At 36.9% G+C, this 17622-nt stretch carries 26 protein-coding genes; 7 read left to right on the top strand and 19 right to left on the bottom strand.

The genetic code is table 11. From position 1 onward, the window contains the following. Positions 1–73: 73 nt before the first annotated feature. From H3T96_RS11425 to H3T96_RS11345, 17 genes are all read right to left on the bottom strand, one after another. Positions 74–697, bottom strand: a complete 624-nt coding sequence (locus tag H3T96_RS11425) for a tail fiber assembly protein (RefSeq protein ID WP_144092745.1) — start codon at positions 695–697, stop codon at positions 74–76. Further along, positions 694–2295, bottom strand: coding sequence for a phage tail protein (locus H3T96_RS11420; protein WP_144092743.1), 1602 nt, complete (start codon positions 2293–2295; stop codon positions 694–696). Before H3T96_RS11420 ends, H3T96_RS11425 begins: the two co-directional genes overlap by 4 nt. Next, positions 2292–2897 carry a phage tail protein I gene (locus H3T96_RS11415; protein WP_144092836.1) on the bottom strand — a complete coding sequence of 202 codons (606 nt, stop codon included), beginning with the start codon at positions 2895–2897 and terminating at the stop codon, positions 2292–2294. Before H3T96_RS11415 ends, H3T96_RS11420 begins: the two co-directional genes overlap by 4 nt. Then, positions 2887–3798, bottom strand: a complete 912-nt coding sequence (locus H3T96_RS11410; protein ID WP_144092741.1) for a baseplate J/gp47 family protein — start codon at positions 3796–3798, stop codon at positions 2887–2889. The genes H3T96_RS11415 and H3T96_RS11410 overlap by 11 nt, the downstream gene beginning before the upstream one ends. Beyond that, a complete protein-coding gene (locus H3T96_RS11405) occupies positions 3786–4139 on the bottom strand; it encodes a GPW/gp25 family protein (protein ID WP_144092739.1) in 354 nt (117 codons plus the stop codon). Before H3T96_RS11405 ends, H3T96_RS11410 begins: the two co-directional genes overlap by 13 nt. Next, entirely contained in the window at positions 4136–4774 is a 639-nt protein-coding gene (locus tag H3T96_RS11400) for a phage baseplate assembly protein V (RefSeq protein ID WP_144092737.1), read from the bottom strand. The genes H3T96_RS11405 and H3T96_RS11400 overlap by 4 nt, the downstream gene beginning before the upstream one ends. A gap of 60 nt (positions 4775–4834) precedes the next feature. Then, entirely contained in the window at positions 4835–5296 is a 462-nt protein-coding gene (locus H3T96_RS11395) for a phage virion morphogenesis protein (protein WP_144092735.1), read from the bottom strand. Continuing rightward, positions 5281–5727 (bottom strand): phage tail protein, encoded by a 447-nt coding sequence (locus tag H3T96_RS11390; protein ID WP_086358493.1) that lies wholly within the window; start codon positions 5725–5727, stop codon positions 5281–5283. Before H3T96_RS11390 ends, H3T96_RS11395 begins: the two co-directional genes overlap by 16 nt. Further along, the gene (gene lysC, locus H3T96_RS15115; RefSeq protein ID WP_370545735.1) at positions 5714–5947 is read right to left on the bottom strand and encodes an Rz1-like lysis system protein LysC; all 234 of its coding nucleotides are present in this window, start codon (positions 5945–5947) and stop codon (positions 5714–5716) included. Before lysC ends, H3T96_RS11390 begins: the two co-directional genes overlap by 14 nt. A 341-nt stretch (positions 5948–6288) precedes the next feature. Continuing rightward, positions 6289–6867, bottom strand: coding sequence for an N-acetylmuramidase family protein (locus H3T96_RS11380; protein WP_144092732.1), 579 nt, complete (start codon positions 6865–6867; stop codon positions 6289–6291). Then, a complete protein-coding gene (locus H3T96_RS15110; RefSeq protein WP_144092730.1) occupies positions 6854–7135 on the bottom strand; it encodes a phage holin family protein in 282 nt (93 codons plus the stop codon). The genes H3T96_RS11380 and H3T96_RS15110 overlap by 14 nt, the downstream gene beginning before the upstream one ends. After that, entirely contained in the window at positions 7132–7512 is a 381-nt protein-coding gene (locus H3T96_RS11370; protein ID WP_144092728.1) for a putative holin, read from the bottom strand. Before H3T96_RS11370 ends, H3T96_RS15110 begins: the two co-directional genes overlap by 4 nt. A 4-nt stretch (positions 7513–7516) precedes the next feature. Beyond that, positions 7517–7720, bottom strand: a complete 204-nt coding sequence (locus H3T96_RS11365) for a tail protein X (RefSeq protein ID WP_144092726.1) — start codon at positions 7718–7720, stop codon at positions 7517–7519. Beyond that, positions 7720–8190: a head completion/stabilization protein gene (locus H3T96_RS11360; RefSeq protein WP_144092724.1), complete on the bottom strand. Its 471-nt coding sequence runs from the start codon at positions 8188–8190 to the stop codon at positions 7720–7722. The genes H3T96_RS11365 and H3T96_RS11360 overlap by 1 nt, the downstream gene beginning before the upstream one ends. Before the next feature lie 88 nt (positions 8191–8278). Beyond that, positions 8279–8926, bottom strand: a complete 648-nt coding sequence (gene gpM / locus H3T96_RS11355) for a phage terminase small subunit (protein WP_144092722.1) — start codon at positions 8924–8926, stop codon at positions 8279–8281. 2 nt (positions 8927–8928) lie between these two features. Then, on the bottom strand, positions 8929–9945 hold the full coding sequence (locus H3T96_RS11350) for a phage major capsid protein, P2 family (protein ID WP_144092720.1): 1017 nt from the start codon (positions 9943–9945) through the stop codon (positions 8929–8931). A gap of 54 nt (positions 9946–9999) precedes the next feature. Further along, positions 10000–10836, bottom strand: a complete 837-nt coding sequence (locus tag H3T96_RS11345) for a GPO family capsid scaffolding protein (protein ID WP_144092718.1) — start codon at positions 10834–10836, stop codon at positions 10000–10002. 155 nt (positions 10837–10991) lie between these two features. Between H3T96_RS11345 and H3T96_RS11340 the strand changes: the two genes are divergently transcribed. The 7 genes from H3T96_RS11340 (at position 10992) to H3T96_RS11315 (ending at position 16570) form a co-directional block, all read left to right on the top strand. Next, positions 10992–12773: a terminase large subunit domain-containing protein gene (locus H3T96_RS11340; RefSeq protein WP_144092716.1), complete on the top strand. Its 1782-nt coding sequence runs from the start codon at positions 10992–10994 to the stop codon at positions 12771–12773. Between the two features lie 2 nt (positions 12774–12775). Then, positions 12776–13768 (top strand): phage portal protein, encoded by a 993-nt coding sequence (locus H3T96_RS11335; RefSeq protein ID WP_144092714.1) that lies wholly within the window; start codon positions 12776–12778, stop codon positions 13766–13768. 610 nt (positions 13769–14378) lie between these two features. Next, positions 14379–14741 carry a helix-turn-helix domain-containing protein gene (locus tag H3T96_RS11330; protein ID WP_065579630.1) on the top strand — a complete coding sequence of 121 codons (363 nt, stop codon included), beginning with the start codon at positions 14379–14381 and terminating at the stop codon, positions 14739–14741. Continuing rightward, positions 14734–15267, top strand: a complete 534-nt coding sequence (locus H3T96_RS11325) for an ImmA/IrrE family metallo-endopeptidase (RefSeq protein WP_144092712.1) — start codon at positions 14734–14736, stop codon at positions 15265–15267. The genes H3T96_RS11330 and H3T96_RS11325 overlap by 8 nt, the downstream gene beginning before the upstream one ends. 130 nt (positions 15268–15397) lie before the next feature. Next, positions 15398–15532, top strand: a complete 135-nt coding sequence (locus H3T96_RS14860) for a hypothetical protein (protein ID WP_255519020.1) — start codon at positions 15398–15400, stop codon at positions 15530–15532. 27 nt (positions 15533–15559) lie between these two features. Beyond that, the gene (locus tag H3T96_RS11320; RefSeq protein ID WP_144092710.1) at positions 15560–15802 is read left to right on the top strand and encodes a hypothetical protein; all 243 of its coding nucleotides are present in this window, start codon (positions 15560–15562) and stop codon (positions 15800–15802) included. 60 nt (positions 15803–15862) lie between these two features. After that, entirely contained in the window at positions 15863–16570 is a 708-nt protein-coding gene (locus H3T96_RS11315) for a hypothetical protein (protein ID WP_144092708.1), read from the top strand. A gap of 156 nt (positions 16571–16726) precedes the next feature. On the opposite strand, the gene H3T96_RS11310 is transcribed toward H3T96_RS11315, so the two are convergent. After that, positions 16727–17284 (bottom strand): hypothetical protein, encoded by a 558-nt coding sequence (locus H3T96_RS11310; RefSeq protein WP_086365879.1) that lies wholly within the window; start codon positions 17282–17284, stop codon positions 16727–16729. A 103-nt stretch (positions 17285–17387) separates the two neighbouring features. Continuing rightward, positions 17388–17585, bottom strand: coding sequence for a hypothetical protein (locus tag H3T96_RS11305; RefSeq protein ID WP_144092706.1), 198 nt, complete (start codon positions 17583–17585; stop codon positions 17388–17390). Positions 17586–17622 lie beyond the last annotated feature (37 nt).

Raw genomic sequence — 17622 nt, 5'->3', positions numbered from 1 at the left:
GTAAATAAAAAATATCCAGATAATTGTACTGTTTATACTAATACAATTATCCAGAATAATTGTTAATAGGTTTTTATTTTGGTTGTTTTGGCCAATCAATATCTGGCGCCTGATTAACATCAACACGATTTAACAACACGCGGTATTTTTTCCACTCCGCGTATAACGTTTTTTCAGTATCGGTTGCAATGTTAGCATCGGCGGCGTCCTGTAAATACTGGATCTGCTCGTTAGCGTCATTTAATAGTTGTTTTTTATTCTCAGTTGCGACGTCAATATAATGTTGTTTTTGTTTTTCAGTATCTAATACCCACTGCTCACCGTCCCAACGGTCAAATTCACTGGACGGCCTGAGGAACGTAAAATTGGATGGAATATCGCCCACGTCAGTAACCAACGATTCTGAACCGGTTGAGGTTGAGTAAATTTTCTGACCTCGATAATCAGGCGGATACGTCCAGTTTTGGCCGTTGTGAATAATGGCGTGACTATCATTAACATTGTTTGGCGCGTCTAGGTACGCGTTAGCCGGTAAGCCAACGCCGACAGGTAAATATTGATAGGTTGCCTGTAAAAACTCACCGTTTGAATTGGTATTATAAACAACCGCCCATCCGGCCGAAATTGTTAATCCGCTGTTATCTAATACCGCTAATGGCGGCTGTAATTGATATTTCATTATTATTCTCCTGATCATCCTGCTTTAACTATATACATAAATGCCACATTGCGCGGGCGGTTTTCGTGCGCCACAGGTACAACACGCGAGGCATTGAAAGAATAAACGCTGCCCCAATCGTCACGGTCGCCCCCCTTTACAGCAGCGTTCCAGCGAGAATCGGCTTGAATTGCCCCCTCTCCCTCTATCGGTCCTGCACCAGCAGCGCGACCAACGACAGAAAATCGCCCCCAAATATTCCTGATCGCATCATCCTGATAACTGAGAATCGGGCGGTTAGGATCGAGTCCTCGCCCGCTATCTTTACCTCTAATAAAAACCCCCCTCAAATCGGGTAGGTTCCCGGTCGGATAGGCACTAGCCAGCGCAGGGAATTTATTTGTATCGAACGCTGACCCGTTGCATTCCAACCAGCCAAACGGCGGGGCGTCTTTAGGCCACGGCAGAGGCACCCCAACTGGAATAAAATTGTGAATATTGGACGTGGTCACCGTTTCGTTCCACGGTTGGTTACCGTTGATTGTTCTGCAACGGTTAAATATTCTAGGCGTTGTCGATGCAACCGCTGCCACCTGTTCAACGTAAAAATATGGATTCCCCGTGCCGTAAACGATTAACGTCGCTGAATCGTTTCTAGGCAGATCGGGAAAATCTGAGGTTCTAACTGCGTACCAACCACTGAGTAATCGCTCATTTGGGTTACTAGTTGGGGCACCAGTTAATGAGCCGATCCCGTAATCGCCGGTCTTCAGTACTGATTTATTATTAATCGTCACATCATCAACATATTGAAAACGCCACGAATTTGTTGACGAGTTGTACACTAATTTGCTTAGCCATTGTTTTGTTTCTGAGTTATAAAATACGTGTGAATAATTATCATTTGATGAAATAAGCGCCATGATGTTGCCGTTTTCATATTTGATTTTTAGCCCCTCTTTAGGCAAAATCAGTTGCCCCGTCATGGTGTCGCCTGTTTTTTTTACCGCTCCGCTTGCTGTGTCATAGGCTTTTTTGACTGCTAATGGCGTGGCCGCTTGGTTTTCAAGATTAGAATCAGTGGATGAATTTAACTGCACAAAGCCCTTTGATTTTGTCGTGGCACCGGGATGATTGGTTGACTTTTCATGAGCGGTCATTTTTGCAGTAATCAAATCATCAACATATTGTCGAGTAGCTAACACTACTGCCGGATCGATTTTTAACTCGACAGATTGTGTATTGTCGACAATAATGATCATCCTAATCACTTGTGTGCGTCCGCTGCCTTCAGCTAATTTGGGCTTATAGGTAGCGGGGCAGTTGCCTACAGCGATCATATTACCTTTATCATCAAATAAACCAATTTCATGAATGAACCAGCCACCCTCAGCTTCAGGTATAACTTGTTCCGCAATAATTTGATTAGGGTTTTCTTTATCGACAAATAATGTGTTGATAGCCGCCCGTCTAACTTCACGTACTAATTTGGTTTGATTCGCATCAGGTTTAGTCATGTTGCCGTTACCGTCACCCACGGCCATATGTGTTAATTTAAGAGGAACACCAAGGGCGGTCGCGTTTGCGAGCAAAATCGCCCCTTTTTTTGTTAATAATGTGTAATATGTTTGACTCATGGCTCTATTCTCATTGTGTCGATTATGTGCATTGCTGCGCCAATATCAGGTATTGACTCAGTTGTAATTGTGTGCGTCAAATACGGATATATATTTAATATGTCTCCGTCGTATACGCAGCCCCCAAATAAACTGACTCCGCTTGATGTAATGTGTAATGATAGCCGGGTTAGCTTACGCGATACTGGTTTTACATCGTCAATAATTCTAGTTAACTCGTTATATGCCTCATCAGTAATACCAGCGTCTGACACGCCAACATCCAGCGAAAAAGTGCCCGGATCGGAATTTGTTTGCCACCATTCAGTGATATTTATTAAATACCCGAATGGCGCAACGGATCGCCGAATGGCTGATTTAGTACCTTTAAGCTTATGGATCTCGAATGCTTCTGCTATGACTTTCCGCTTAGTCTGTTCAGGCCACTTTTCATCCCATCGATCCACGCTGTATTGCCATGCTAAGTAGGGCAGTAATTCATATGGACAGGTCACAGGATCCCATAACGAACGCAACGGAATAGTAGGGGTGCATGCAATAGCGTGCGATAATTTCTTTTCAAGCGTAGTTGCTGATGGAGGCAATAACGTTTTATTCGTCATAACCGGCAACCTCGATCTGATAATCGGTGCAAAAGCTGGCTTGCTCACGATTGATTAATATGTCGTGAGCAGGGACTAATAGCTCGACACGTTGAACACCAACAACATGTAATGCTGAAATTATTGCGCTACGATTAATTCGTCGCCCGATTCGGTGCCGTTCAGTGATATAATTTTGCAAATTTTCGAGGGCGGTTTTTTTTATAGGCTCTGACTCAGGACCGGGATATAAATAAAGTTTAGCATTGATTTGATAGCTAATTAATTCTACTGATTTGACAGTCACTCTATCAGCAACTGGACGGCGATCATCGTGATTGACTGCTTTTTTTACAATTTCGATCAATTCATCCGAGGCAACACCATTATTATCGCGTGCCAATATCGCTAATGTAACACAAGCTGGTGATGGACTTTCTGCTGCGGCATCTAACACTCGACCATCGGCACTGCGAGCATAAAACTCATAAGCGGCTCGAGGACCAGCGACAGATAAACCCTCAAAGGCCGCCTGAATTCTCATTCTAAAATCGTCATCGGATTCCTTGATTTCTGAGATTGCTGGCGTAACTGTATCGTCCGCGGGTTGTACAATTAAGCGATAAACGTTGAAATTAGCGCCTAGATTGTCTAAATCATTGTGTTTAGAATGAGCAATCATCAGTGCGCATGATGCCTCGTTAATGCGCTGACGTAAAATTAGCTCATAATAAGCACTTTCCTGTAACAATTTAACAATTGGCTCACTTTCATATTGTAGCGTTTTGGCGACTTCTTGTTGCTGTTCAACTGGGTACAGTGATATAAATTTTTCTTTGCGCTGGTTATATAATGTTTCAAAATCTAACAATTCAACAACATTCGGCAACGGCAATTTTGACAAATTTGTTAGTGCGCCCATGACATCACCTCAATATCGCTAGCAAATGATTGATTTGGTTTATCGGTACGTGACCCAGTTATTTGCAGTATTAGTTTTTCGCTATCTGTTGAAACGTTGACGGAATCCAGTTTAATTCTTTTTTCCCACTGATTTAATGCCATTACTGTAGCTGATATGATTCTCAACCGGGTTACATCTGTATTTGGATTATCTAATAATAAAAAGAGTAGTGAGCCATAGTCTCGGCGCTCAACTCGTGAGCCAATCGGCGTAATCAATATATCTTTAACTGATTGATTTATATGATCCATATCAGTTATTGTTCGTCCCGTTTTGCTATTCATGCCGATATAACTCATTGTGGTTTTCCTGTTGAATCACCGCCAGCTTTAACGCCAATATGGGTGTGAGAATCTAATACAATACCGTTTGATGATAATTGACCTTGTCGGTGAATGACGTTTCCAGTTAATGTGCCTGTATTTCCTTTAGCTCCACCACCACTAGCACTAAATGATTTGAATGTTACATGATCACTGCACTCCACTAATGGAGTATCAAGTTGAATTTTGCTACCTGCTTTAGCAGTTATTTGCTCACTGGCTTCAATCACAGCGGTTTTGATACCTTTTATGGTTAATTGGCTGGTTTCTGGTTCATATTCAAATGATGCACCATCAGGAAATGTCACAAAATAACCATCCGCTGATTTAGCGGGCGCGGGGTTGGAATTACAATATAAACTAGGCAACACGCAACCTAACGAAAGGTTACCATTAGGGCTCAAAATAAATACTTGTTCACCAACTGATGGGCGCCACCATGAGCGGCTTTTACCTGCGCGATGGGTAAACCATGGCAACCATGCGGTAATTAATTCACCAGTACGGACTTTAACCCGATCGCCATTGGTTTTACAAATAACACCGGGGCGGATCAGGTTTTCAATTTTTCGTAAAATGTCGACTAAGTCGGCGGGATGATAACTTTGCATAGTGTTATCATCAATATTTATAGATAGACAATAAAGCCGACCGAGTTGTAAATAAGATTTTTACAACTTAGTGGCTAGATGTGCAACCGTGATTTGCTCAATCATTTTATAGTCGTGCTGATTAATACCGAGCAACTGTCGGGATGGGTACTTAATTGTCCAACTGTCGTTTTTATTAACTTTTCCGCGCAATCCATAATGATGAATACGCGCGATTCGCGAGACCGAGCTAATAAATTGTACTGTTGCGCGATTACTGTTTGCCGCTGTGCGCAAAAATTTTGTTGTGCGTAATTTTGTAAACATCTTACGCCTAATTTTGCCGTTTTTTTTTCTGAATTTTTGCTGTTTTCGTGGCTCGAATGATGTACCATCTGGTTGATGTTGAGCGATAATCCGCTTACGATTGTTTTCTCTTAATCGTTTGGCAATTTCACGTGCGAGAATAGCTCGATTATTGTTGCTTAATTGCGTCAATATACCATTTGCATTATCATGTAATTTATTTAATTCATCGGCCATATTTCATTGATCCAATCTGGTCGCAGATCCGCAGGTGGTTCATCAATAACATGTTTATATTCAAGTCCTGACGTCCCACTTTTGACAATAACTCGCTCGGTTAGTTTTAATTCAATACTAACATCTGCTGTATTGTTATTTAATTGCTCGACCTCAAATTTTATAGCCCCTTTCCTTAACTCAGGATTGGCCATAAACTCTTGTTGGTTAATATACATCCAGCTAATGATTGGTACCATTAAATAGTCGATAGGCTGATCATAATCAGTGATGATTAAATTAACTTGATACTCGTATTCAAAACTCAACGATTTTGCGGCAGTTGCTGTGACGTCTCCATCGTCAATGAATATATGTAATTTTTCAGGATTGGTCTTGATAAATAAATTATTCTCCTCAAGAACTTTGCGAAGCTGATTAATTTTTTTCATGCTGAGCCTGTTGACATTGATAAATCATATCGATCTGTAATGCACATTGATGCCATGCTGTCAAAATATCCCTGTTGTCATCAATTAGGGTTCTATTATTTTTCAGGTTGTTTGCTGGCAGATAACATGGCGTTACGACTGGACAGCCAACCTTGATAGTCGTCACTTCCCGTGATTTCTGGACGTAAGTACAACCGCTTAATAGAAGCAGGCAAATCATTATTAGACCATTCGCGTAACTGTTCATTTTCATTTATAAGTTGCTCCAATTCTTTTTTATATTGACGATTTAATATATCAGCAGTTTGTAGTTGATTTCTTTGATTTATTAATTGTTGTTCATTGTTTCTATGTAGCTCGTCAAGCTCGATAAGTTGATTATTTTTATAATCAATGATTCCGATCAGCTCCTCTTTGTCCTCTCTTAATGTTTCGTTATCAACATTTAATTGTTTATTTTTAGTTGTTAATTGACATAAAAATATAATTGATACGAAAAGTAATAACCAGGGAGCAAATTTAATAAAATGAGGAATAAAACCACTTAACAAAGCAACAGCCTTACTTTTTAGCATAACTTTCATACGCCTCTTTTAGTTTTAGATCATAACTATTTTTTTTGTACGCCGGGCCATTGTAAAGTCTGGCAAAGACTGAAAAATCTTTATCTTTCATCGCTTGTAATAATTTACTATTTGATTTATGGGCAACGAAACGGTAAAACGCATCGAGTTGCATTTCTTCGCTTTCTGTCATTAGTTCTTCAAACTGTATTGCTGATTCATAGCCTAATAATTGCCAGTGAAACCCCATTATTTGAAATAGGCCCCAGCTCGCACTTTCAATTGCTGACTTAGTGTCGATTTGTTTTGCCAGTGTTAGCCTATAGTTTTCACGATTTCCGCCAAGATAGCCGCCTGAAGAGGAATTGATTAAATCGGGATAAGTTTTAGCCAGTTGCTCAACGTTAAATCCATTCTTTTTTAATTGACGGTAAAAAATATGCCGTTCAAATAAAATTACTGGTAGGCCATTTTTAAATCCGGATGATTTAGCCTCAATTTTAGTCACCGCATGAATTATTGCTGGCTCTACATCAAGCTTAATTGCGATATTTTGTAATTGTTCATTTGTTATCACTTTGTCTGCCTCTCTTTTTCCGACACAATATCGCCATGTTTCCTTTGCTCTTTATAAAACATATTAATAGCGTCATGTTCATAATGGTTTGCGCATAGTGTGCGCGATGGGGAAAATCAAAAAACGAAAATATGAAAACAGATGCGCTTGACGTTATCATTAACCATGCAAGCCAACTTATTTTTGCATTATATTTGCAATTTTTTCTATCAAACGTAAATAACCGAACAGCAATCAGAAAACATAAAACGGCGTTCAGGGTTGTCATGATTTCCCCCTTTTGTTGAATTTATCAAATAAACTTGACGGATCATCAAACATTTTTATTATCCAAATTAGCAATTTAACGCTAACAGCTGAGGCGACTAACGCACCCAGCCCGATCGGTACTTTTGCTTGTATGTTTGATGGGAAAAACGGCAATAGTAAATACAGCGTCAATTCAGCCAGCAGCATTCCCATTGCAAATGATATGAAAAACAAGATAATTTTGCGTAACACAGAGATCCGCTCATCACTGATTACCAGCAAAATCGATCCACACAATGCTCCTAAAATAATTCCATTTTCAATGTTTGGATAAATCACCGAAATTGAAAACGCACTGATTACGGCTGTGAATGTTGTAGTTGTAGGTTCTGTCATTCAATTAATCCCATAAATTAATTAGTTTTTTTTGTGGTTCAGGCGCATCTTCTGGCACGTTAACAGCGGTTCCCATCGGCAAAATTGCCGGCAATTCACACAGCATAGGGTTGTTGTTGTAAATGATTTCGACAATGCCAGTAGTTCTACCAAAAACACGATATGCCAGTGCATCAATGGTTTCATTTTGCATGGTGTAGACAATCATTAAATCAGCTCCATCGTTGACCGTGATTTACCCAATATGTCACGTATTGCATAACGCGCATTGCGGTATAAGTTGCCCACGCTTTCGATGTTAGGTTCAATCTCACCTTTGGCTTTTGCGGTTGCATCAAAATTAATATACTGTTCATTCAATAACGCATTTGCCCACGAATAAACCGCATGCTTGTATAAAATTAAATATTTTGATTCACCATTAATTTGCTCGTCATTTAAATTGTTAATTGATGTAATCCCTGCCGATTGCTTTGTTAGCCGCCAGTTATATAAGTCGTCATTTACTGCAATAATTGCACTGGCAATTGCTGTTTTTAATCGCTCAGTTGTGACGGTTCCGTCTAACCGCTGAGTTTTTCTAACGTCATTAATATCAATAGCGGGGAAAAACGAAATATTACTGATTTTAGATTCGTCGGCTTCGTTCGCTTTAGATATTGCAATAAAATCATTCATAACAAACCTTATAATAGGCGGTGAACCAATTCGCAAAATATTGATAAATTTTTTAAATTGGTGCCGCCCGGTGTGAGGGTCCACTCTGTTAAGAATCGGTCTTGTTTAAGGCCTTTTCTAATTCTTTAATAACTGTTTTCACGCCTGAATTTTCATCCAATTCTAACGCGCGAGTTAAATAACTTAGTGCTTTTTCTGGATCAGTTTCTTTTAATGCGTAACCAATTGCTTTATTTAATTTTGCTCGCACCTCATCAAACATATCTTTGTCTGCGACCAAATCAGCGAACTTAAACAATACGCCTGTATCCACTGGTTGTTTATTGCTAATATCCGCCAAAACAGTGTTAGCCAGTTCTTCAGTAATTAGCGTTGCCGTTTTGCGCTTATATTCATCAGGTGTTACCCAATTATGTTTTATCGCATGCTCGGCCAGCGGGAATGCTCGCTCAAATTGTTTTGTATCAATCATCCAAACCAAAATCCGCATGAATACATCATCTTGTTGTGAATTATTCGATGTTAAAACGCCATTAATCCACTCGATATAATCTGGAATGAGCTTTCTTTTTAGCGCAATTTTTGATTCTTTCGATTCAATTTTTTTTAGTTGAGCGCGATCATTATTTAGCTTTACTAACATCATTTCATATGCGTTAGTTGTTGCTAAATCATCAGCGCTACGCTCTTGCTGAGCGTAGTATCTTTGTAAGGCCATTTGAGCTGGTGATAACATCTTTATTCCTTATCTTTGATTTTGATATTTTCAATTAAACAACCTGCCTCATAGTTTTCAACAACAAATGCCTCGTTAGTTGATTGATAGTCCTCAATTCGATCGCGTTTTGAGTTATCAACTATTTGGCGGCGTGCGGTGCCTTTCTGAATATAAATAGACAAGTTACTAAATTTCGTGATTAGCATCGTTCCTTTAGGAAAATGAGGTACACGATATGCAGGAAGTTCGCCAAGTGATTTGTTCGCTAATAGTAGACGTCCCGCTACTTTTTCGGTGTTTTTATCTGCCCCATTAACGATTGGGAAATATTTTTCATGTAACATCCCCCGACCACAAAGGACTACCAAATCAGTGTCCTCGCTAAAAACTGGATTAATGAGTGTTTCAACAGCATCAAAAACCAAGGCATCAAGGTTTTTGTAATCACATTCATTTTCACCTATTGTTATTTCACCGTCTATCTTTCCTCCTTTCATAACTTGCTTGGGAGCATCTTCGCGGTAGTGTTGCAACCATCCCTTATTTACATCTTGCAGCAAACTGTTTTGCGTTTTATCGGAAGTTTTCGCTCTCTTAATACCGTTAAACCCAATCATAATACGGTCAATTGCTTTTTGTTTATTTAATGCATCACGTAATATTGTCTGGAATGCTGGATCATGTCTCCATGCATCTAACTTAGAGTAACGAATAGATGTATCATAATTGGTTTGCTCACAACGATATCGAAATTTATTTAGATCTGAAATGTCGTGTGGAACCCGTTCTGTTGATGTAGTATCTGTGGTGCTGGCGGTTGTACCCGATACGCCAATCCCGATTTTTTCTCCCTCTTGAGCGTCAACAGATTTGACGTTAATTTTACTTAAAAATTCTGAGGATTGCTGTACCCGCTCTTCTAATTTCTGGCTAACTGATGGCTCAACTGTGAAGCTTACACTCACATCGTCGACCCCATTAAGTTGTGCGATTCTTTTTTTAAAACCATTGAATTTAATTCTTGTATCATTTCGCATTGTTATAATTTCCTAATTCTGTTAATTTTTATTAATTGTTTGATTTACCAATTTTTAGCAGTCAGTTTCTATACTGGTCGGACCACCGGATGAAACTGGACGATGTGGCGAATCAGGCATTTCACTCAATAATTCAATTAATTCATCATTTTGTTTTTTTACTGAAGTAAATTCTGTTTTTAATAAATTAACTTGATTTTCAAGTTGAGTTACTCGGTTTACTGTTGATGACGCGAATTGTTCAATAATCTCGGCTAGCTGATTAAATTTTGCTGAGTCAACGGCAGATTTATTTTTAAATAAATTCGTGATACGTTCCAATATTGAACTAAAAGATTTATCTGCTATTGTGTCATCTTCAAGCTCGATCAATGTTTCTTCTGCTGCTGTAAATAAATTATTTGGTGAAAGCTTTCGGCTGGCCAATGGATTAATGTTTGCGGTTGCACTAAACTCCAAAAATTCAGTGCCCAAACTTGCGGGATCGTCGGTTACTGCAAGCCCAACAAGATATGCCTCTCCCGTGTCTGCGAATTCAGGGTTGACTTCAATTGATGAATAAACTTTTTGACGTGTTTTATTGAGTTGAATTAATTCATCAGTGGGCTCAATTTGTGCAAATAATGCGAGTTTTCCAGCCAGCGGCCCCGTTTTTATTTCTTCCGCCTTTAGTGCTAACACGTCGCCATAACGTTTAAACAGGCTATCAGGTGAATAACCTTTTATATGCTCTAAATTAACACGAGCACCATAAACGTCGCGATTATAATTCTGAGCCATTTGCGAGATCCATTCTCTTAGTATCTTGCGTCCGTCTGTTGTAGCACCTTCAACAGCGATACGAAACCATTTCGATTTGTATTTTTTTGATTTATTAACTTCTAATGTCATTGTCGTAATCCTTAGCTTATATGCTGATCGTCTTGCTTATGTTGGATTGACAACGAAAAGAGAGCAATTCCACCGAGTTGTGAAAATTAAAACCACAATTTGCGCATGCATAAAAAATGGAGACCGAAAGGTAAATTGACGGGATGGGAGGGCGCATGCAAAACGTTAAATTATTAGATCATTTAATCAGTGATAATACAGAACCAAGAAAATCAGCCAGATCACTATATTGGGCTGGGTATCGTATCGCTCGGATTGCCGAACTTTTGGACGAAAATGTAAACACAATTTATAGCTGGAAAAGACGCGACAGGTGGGATGATTCAACACCTTTAGAACGAGTTAACGGCGTACTGGAAGCCCAACTGATTCATTTGGTAATAAAACCGAATAAAGAGGGCAAAGACTTTAAAGAGATCGATCTGCTCAGTAGACAGTTAGAGCGTACAGCACGAATAGAAAAGTACAAAAATGGAGGCAACGAAACCGATCTTAATCCCAACATAGCTAATCGTAATTCAGCACCTAAACAAAAACCTAAAACCAATTTGTTAACTGATGCGCAGATAGAAAAACTGAATGAGTTATTTAATGAGGGTTTATATGAACATCAGCGAATTTGGTATCGAGCTGGCATTAATCATCGAATAAGAAACATAAATAAATCAAGACAGATCGGTGCTACTATGTATTTCTCACATGAGGGGGCGATTGATGCGGTTAACACAGGGAGAGATCAAATATATTTATCGGCATCAAAAGCTCAAGCGTTCCAGTCTCGCCAGTATATTGTTGATTTTTTCCACGGCATCGACATGGATCTAAAAGGTGATGTAATTCACTTTCCACATAACGATGCTCGTATAAGATTTTTGGGGACGAACTCCAAAACCGCTCAATCTTACCATGGCAATGTATATCTTGATGAGTACTTCTGGATTAGTCGCTTTTTAGAGTTTAGAAAAGTTGCATCAGCAATGGCCAGTCAAAAGCGATGGAGACAAACCTATTTATCAACACCATCAAGTATAACTCATGAGGCATACAAGTTTTGGACGGGACAGTTATTTAATAAAGGGCGGCGAAAAGAAGAGCAAATCAACATTGATGTATCACATAAAGCATTAAAAAATGGGGCGGTTTGTGCTGATGGACAATGGCGTCAAATCGTTACAATTGAAGATGCCGAGAGATTAGGCTTTGACTTGTTCGATATAAATCAACTTAGGCTTGAATATAGCCCTGATGAGTTTTCAAATTTATTTTTATGTCAATTTATTGATGATTCTGCATCCGTTTTCCCGCTATCAAGTCTACAGCCATGTATGGTTGATTCGTGGGATGTATGGAATGATTATAAACCGTTTGCCTTAAGACCTTTAGGCGACAGACCCGTGTGGATAGGATACGACCCATCGCACACAGGTGATAGTGCTGGGTGTGTTGTAGTAGCACCTCCATTAGTTGAGGGGGGTAAATTTAGAATAGTAGAAAAGCATCAATGGACGGGCATGGACTTTGCAGCACAGGCCGAGGCTATTCGCAAAATGACAGAAAGATATAACGTAACATACATAGGAATCGATGCCACTGGGCTAGGGGAGGGTGTTTATCAATTAGTTAAACAGTTTTACCCAGCAGCAGTGGCATTTAAATATTCAATTGAAATAAAACAGAGACTGATTTTAAAAATGCAAGATGTGCTAAGACGACAGAGATTAGAATTTGATGCTGGATGGACAGATCTCGCGCAGGCATTTATGGCGATTCGTAAAACATTAACAGCAAGTCAACGGTTTATCACATATGTAGCAGATCGAAATGATGATATATCACACGCAGATATCGCATGGGCGACTATGCATGCAATTTATAACGAGCCGCTGGAGAGTATTGGCGGAGCTAACAGTAGCAGCGGATTTATTGGAGTATATTAATAATGACAGAATTAACAAATAATGAAAAAATAGAAGTTTTTACTTTCGGAGAGCGCGAGCCACTTACTGATTCGCGGGATTTTCTTAATTATTTACAATGTACAGAATACGGGAAATGGTACGAGCCACCGATTAATTTTAATACGTTAGCAAATACTTTTAGTTCATCTTCATATCATAGTAGTCCGATTTATGTTAAAAGAAATATTTTAACGAGTACGTTTATTCCTCATAAGTATCTATCTCGCCAATCATTTGAACGAATAGCAAATGATTATTTAATTTTAGGGAATTGTTATTTAGAAAAACGCGCGAACATGATGAGGCAAATTGACGGGTTAAAGCCAACGTTGGCAAAATATACCCGACGAGGCGTTGAATCAGGCCAATATTGGTACATAGATCGAAATTTTGAGGATCACGAATTTAAAAAAGGTTCAATATGGCATATGCTAGCGCCTGATATCAATCAAGAAATTTATGGCTTACCTGAATATTTAGCGGCTATTAATTCGATTTGGTTGGATAGTCTAGCTACAGTATTTAGGCAACGGTATTATAAAAATGGTTCGCATGCAGGATTTATTTTATATTTATCAAATCCATCGCATAATGAAAAAGATATTGAAGAACTAAAAAAAGCTCTACAAAATAGCCGCGGTCCCGGTAATTTTCGTAATTTATTAATGTATGCGCCAAATGGCAAACCAGATGGACTGAAATTAATTCCAGTCGGAGAGGTGGCGGCAAAAGATAATTTTTCTGATATAAAATCGGTTAGTCAAGACGACATACTGACTGCGCATCGAGTACCTCCCTCATTAATGGGTATTACTCCAAAAAATACAGGTGGGTTTGGCGATCCAGAGAAAGCGACGAGGGTATTTGCACGCAATGAAATTAAACCGTTACAAGATAGATTTTTACAATTAAATGACTGGTTTGGAGAGGAAGTTGTACGTTTTAATCCATATTCACTTGATTATAATCAGTAAACACTTTTCTACTGTTACTCTTATTTATTTAAAAACCCCTTTAAAAGGGGTTTTTCTTATCTATAGCTTATATAGTAAATATAAAACACTCAATCAAACGCAATCAAAAGCCATAACATCATATGCATTTTATTTTTAAACACTCCTATACGCACAAAATCAATCTTAAATTATGTTTTTGATGATGATTGATGATGGTTATAACTAAAATATCGCGATTGAGACCCCACCTCACCCCCGCACTAAAAGTGTGGAAAATTGTGCAAAGTTGCAAATATCAAAAAAGAAGCCCCAGTATAAGGGCTTTAGTGATCCGTGATCCTTTTTATAACTTGCGTTTTCGTGCAGTATAGGTGTGCAGTAAAAAAATTTATATATTTTCCTTAAATGAGGAGTTATTTATCATGCACAAGATTAAATTAATTTCACAAAAATAAATTTTGTTTACACGTGTTGACATTGAGTTTGAATCTATTTAGTATAGAAAAATAAATCAAACTATAATAACTATAATAACTATAATAACTATAATAACTATAATAACTATAATAACTATAATAACTATAATAACTATAATAACTATAATAAAAGTATTAACGAGGATAAAGATATGGCGACTAAATTAGGTAAATTGATAAGAAAGCTTAGAATAGATCACGGAACAACGCTTAGAAAAATGGCTGAAACTTTAGGTATTAGCTCAGCCTATTTGTCCGCAATCGAATTAGGAAAAAGAGCTGTTCCTAATGATTTTCTTCACAAATTAAAAGAAAGTTATGCATTATCTGAATCTGATTATAAAGAGTTAAAGGATTCTGTTGAATCATTTAGTTCTCATTTTACTGTAAATTTAGATTCAGCCAATGCTAGACAAAAAGATGTATTCATTGAATTTGCGAGAATGCTTGATAATTTAGATTCAAAAGATTTAGAAAAAATTAATTCTGTTTTGGAGAATAAAAATAATGAATGAAAGTAGAATCAGAAAATTGGGGTTAAGAGTTAGTGGAAAAAGCTGTAAAACAATAAAAGATTATGCAAATGAAGCAAGAAAAATTTTAGGGTATGAATTTAAAGAGTATATTAATATGGCTAGTTTAATGGAGATTTTCATTCATAATGACATGTTAATTATACTCGAAGATAATGATGAACGAGTTCAACAGAAATATGCATATACTCATCCGGATAAAGGAAAAATCTATGTAAGAGATTCTGTGTATAATAATGCATTTGATGGCGATCCTAGAGCCAGATTTACAATAGCTCACGAAATAGGGCATTTAATAATGCATAAAGAGCAAGAAATATTTGCAAGAAGTACATGTAATCAGCATAAAATTTATGAAGATTCAGAATGGCAAGCAGATGTTTTTGCTGCTTCATTTTTAATTAATCAAATATTTGTGACTGATGATATGAACGCACAAGAGATCGCTAATAAATTTGGAGTCAGTTTGGCAGCAGCGGAATCATGGATGAAATATAAAAACAAATAATAAAAAACCAACGAAAACGCTATCGTTGGTTTCTTAGGGGGTATGATAAAGACACATACTTAATTGGCGTTTTGTAGTGTCTCATACTTCCTTAAGTTTCGTCAATAGCGAAATTTAAAGGAGGCATATTATGTCTAAAGAAAAAAGAGAAGGTTATACCTTAATTTTTAGATCTTTTATTACAACAAAAAGCGGGAAAAGGGTTTATGCTAGTCAGTGTGGCTTAAAAGCTTTTCCTATTTGGGTTGCAGATAAAACAGCATGATTTAATTTAATTATAGGATAATACAAAATGTCTAAAAATATTAGCTCGACAAGAACAACTAAAATTGCAGTTAAAACATTACAAAATAGTACATCAAGTTCTATTCAAAAATCTTTGGCTGGAAGCGTTTTGTCACAAGTATCACCAAACAAAACTACGTCAAAAAAGATGGCAGTCAAGGCTTCCGAAGTATTAAATAGCTCTAAATATAGTAAGACTACGAAGTCATTAGCTGGTTCAGTATTAGAACAAGCTAAAGGTAACAAATGATACCGTGTATTGAAGAGTGGCATTGTCCACTCTTTTCTTCTATTTAATATAGGTTTGCTTATGAATTTATCACAAAAAGTAGATTTAAATACTTTTTATAGTTTTTTAGAAAAAGCGTGGCAACCAATGTGGCTAGCTAATTTTGTTTACTGTTACTTATTTGTGGATGTTATTTCATTTTATATTTCTGGTAGTGGAATATTTAGTTATTCACTAGTGCATATATTAGATGTCAGTTTTGCTAATATAATCATCATAATTACACTTTTTGGAATATTTTCAATATTTCTTTTACCAATTATAGAGATAATCGCGAGTAATTTAATTACCAAAATTGATTTGAAATTTTTAAAAAAAACATCTTTAACGAATGATTATAAGTTAAGTAAAGGATATGTTTCATATCATCAGTTATCAAATAGTGAAATAGTAAAAAAGTTTGATAAATTTCCAGATTATTTAATGAATATCTATCTTACAGAATCAGAAAAATTTGATTTAAAATTGAAAAATAAGTATAAATTGCAAAATCTCATTGTAGGGATTTTTATTTTTTCTATATTTGAAATTTTTGTTATTGATTCAGTAGGAGCAAATACAATTTATTGTTATTTTCAATTATTTTTTGAAGACAAAGTAAGTTTTGTATATGTGATAATTTTCTTTTTATTATCTATTAGTTATTATAAACTTTGTAATTCTTTTCCGAATTCCCGTTTTTATAATCCAATCCTCTATGCGCAAATTGAAAATATAAAAACTGGTTAATAATCTAACAATAACTTCAGACTATTAAATGAATGATGATGCTTTTCGCCTCCTTTACTCAGCCCGCCATAGAAAAAGCCCGAATATAAGGGCTTTAAGTTTATTCATTCTTTCTAAATTTTACATTTTCATGCCGTTAGGTGTCCGGTAAAAAATTTATTCAACTGGTTCTAAAAATAATGACGGAAAATCAACATTTTTAGCTTTAATTTTAAGCTTTTTAGTAATGTGTCTAATTATTTTCTTCTCATCAGGTAACCCATCTTTATCAAGAAATTTTTTAGAATTAGAATAGAAATCAGCGTTAGCATAATATTCTTTGGCGACTTTTAATTGTTCATCACTTAATTGTTGATCAGTTGAATTTATTTGCCAGATCTTATCATCGCACTGTGTTCCTGAATTGCCACAACCATCACTCCAATAAGAAGCTTGTGCTAAATAATAGCCTGTCCCTTTAGCTTCTGGAAAAGGCATTAAGAAAACAGTTACAACTTTAGCTCCTGTTTTTGAAGAATAATCTGTGGCGGCAATTTTTGCTGTATCAATTCGTTGTTGCAAGGTTTTTGTTTCGGGAGCCACAATAAAAATCTGAGCACGAGGTCTGTTGGCAAATGAGGTATCATTTTTTGAGATAATTTCATAAGGCTTTGCTTCATTTGCAAAAGAGAAAGGAATAAAAAAAATAGCTATACTTAAAATTAATTTTTTCATACACACTCCAATAATCATTATTTTAATTGTTTAATTGCATAACAATTATAGAGTGGTAAATTATTTATACAAGGTCATCAATAGACAACCTTGTAAAGAAATTCTATTCAGATTTTTCAATTACCGCATGCAATAAATCCGCAATACAGCAAATTATAACCATAAAATCGGCAGGGGTTGAATGTGCGTTGATGCAATTACGGGCTATGGTTTCGGCTTGTTCAATTTTTGCAAAATTATTTAGATGGATGATGACATTTTCTGATGTGTCAACTGTTGTAAGTTGGTTAAAGTTTTTCATGATTAATACCCTGTAAATTAAGTATATTGAATCACAA

The organism is Gilliamella sp. W8136, from assembly GCF_016101285.1.
GTDB classification, from domain to species: domain Bacteria; phylum Pseudomonadota; class Gammaproteobacteria; order Enterobacterales; family Orbaceae; genus Gilliamella; species Gilliamella apicola_N.
This window is presented reverse-complemented; position numbering and strand designations above follow the sequence as displayed.

What these genes read in the sequence shown, in the direction of transcription:
- H3T96_RS11345 (WP_144092718.1), bottom strand. Translation starts at nt 10,836, where the DNA reads ATGACATTAGAAGTTAATAAATCAAAAAAATACAAATCGAAATGGTTT.
- H3T96_RS11420 (WP_144092743.1), bottom strand. Translation starts at nt 2,295, where the DNA reads ATGAGTCAAACATATTACACATTATTAACAAAAAAAGGGGCGATTTTG.
- H3T96_RS11390 (WP_086358493.1), bottom strand. Translation starts at nt 5,727, where the DNA reads ATGAAAAAAATTAATCAGCTTCGCAAAGTTCTTGAGGAGAATAATTTA.
- H3T96_RS14860 (WP_255519020.1), top strand. Translation starts at nt 15,398, where the DNA reads ATGTCTAAAGAAAAAAGAGAAGGTTATACCTTAATTTTTAGATCTTTT.
- H3T96_RS11305 (WP_144092706.1), bottom strand. Translation starts at nt 17,585, where the DNA reads ATGAAAAACTTTAACCAACTTACAACAGTTGACACATCAGAAAATGTC.
- H3T96_RS11405 (WP_144092739.1), bottom strand. Translation starts at nt 4,139, where the DNA reads ATGAGTTATATCGGCATGAATAGCAAAACGGGACGAACAATAACTGAT.
- H3T96_RS11365 (WP_144092726.1), bottom strand. Translation starts at nt 7,720, where the DNA reads ATGATTGTCTACACCATGCAAAATGAAACCATTGATGCACTGGCATAT.
- H3T96_RS11425 (WP_144092745.1), bottom strand. Translation starts at nt 697, where the DNA reads ATGATCAGGAGAATAATAATGAAATATCAATTACAGCCGCCATTAGCG.
- H3T96_RS11400 (WP_144092737.1), bottom strand. Translation starts at nt 4,774, where the DNA reads ATGCAAAGTTATCATCCCGCCGACTTAGTCGACATTTTACGAAAAATT.
- H3T96_RS11410 (WP_144092741.1), bottom strand. Translation starts at nt 3,798, where the DNA reads ATGGGCGCACTAACAAATTTGTCAAAATTGCCGTTGCCGAATGTTGTT.
- H3T96_RS11330 (WP_065579630.1), top strand. Translation starts at nt 14,379, where the DNA reads ATGGCGACTAAATTAGGTAAATTGATAAGAAAGCTTAGAATAGATCAC.
- H3T96_RS11325 (WP_144092712.1), top strand. Translation starts at nt 14,734, where the DNA reads ATGAATGAAAGTAGAATCAGAAAATTGGGGTTAAGAGTTAGTGGAAAA.
- H3T96_RS11350 (WP_144092720.1), bottom strand. Translation starts at nt 9,945, where the DNA reads ATGCGAAATGATACAAGAATTAAATTCAATGGTTTTAAAAAAAGAATC.
- lysC (WP_370545735.1), bottom strand. Translation starts at nt 5,947, where the DNA reads ATGATTTGCCTGCTTCTATTAAGCGGTTGTACTTACGTCCAGAAATCA.
- H3T96_RS11360 (WP_144092724.1), bottom strand. Translation starts at nt 8,190, where the DNA reads ATGAATGATTTTATTGCAATATCTAAAGCGAACGAAGCCGACGAATCT.
- H3T96_RS11395 (WP_144092735.1), bottom strand. Translation starts at nt 5,296, where the DNA reads ATGGCCGATGAATTAAATAAATTACATGATAATGCAAATGGTATATTG.
- H3T96_RS11370 (WP_144092728.1), bottom strand. Translation starts at nt 7,512, where the DNA reads ATGACAGAACCTACAACTACAACATTCACAGCCGTAATCAGTGCGTTT.
- H3T96_RS15110 (WP_144092730.1), bottom strand. Translation starts at nt 7,135, where the DNA reads ATGACAACCCTGAACGCCGTTTTATGTTTTCTGATTGCTGTTCGGTTA.
- H3T96_RS11415 (WP_144092836.1), bottom strand. Translation starts at nt 2,897, where the DNA reads ATGACGAATAAAACGTTATTGCCTCCATCAGCAACTACGCTTGAAAAG.
- H3T96_RS11320 (WP_144092710.1), top strand. Translation starts at nt 15,560, where the DNA reads ATGTCTAAAAATATTAGCTCGACAAGAACAACTAAAATTGCAGTTAAA.
- H3T96_RS11335 (WP_144092714.1), top strand. Translation starts at nt 12,776, where the DNA reads ATGACAGAATTAACAAATAATGAAAAAATAGAAGTTTTTACTTTCGGA.
- H3T96_RS11315 (WP_144092708.1), top strand. Translation starts at nt 15,863, where the DNA reads ATGAATTTATCACAAAAAGTAGATTTAAATACTTTTTATAGTTTTTTA.
- gpM (WP_144092722.1), bottom strand. Translation starts at nt 8,926, where the DNA reads ATGTTATCACCAGCTCAAATGGCCTTACAAAGATACTACGCTCAGCAA.
- H3T96_RS11340 (WP_144092716.1), top strand. Translation starts at nt 10,992, where the DNA reads ATGCAAAACGTTAAATTATTAGATCATTTAATCAGTGATAATACAGAA.
- H3T96_RS11310 (WP_086365879.1), bottom strand. Translation starts at nt 17,284, where the DNA reads ATGAAAAAATTAATTTTAAGTATAGCTATTTTTTTTATTCCTTTCTCT.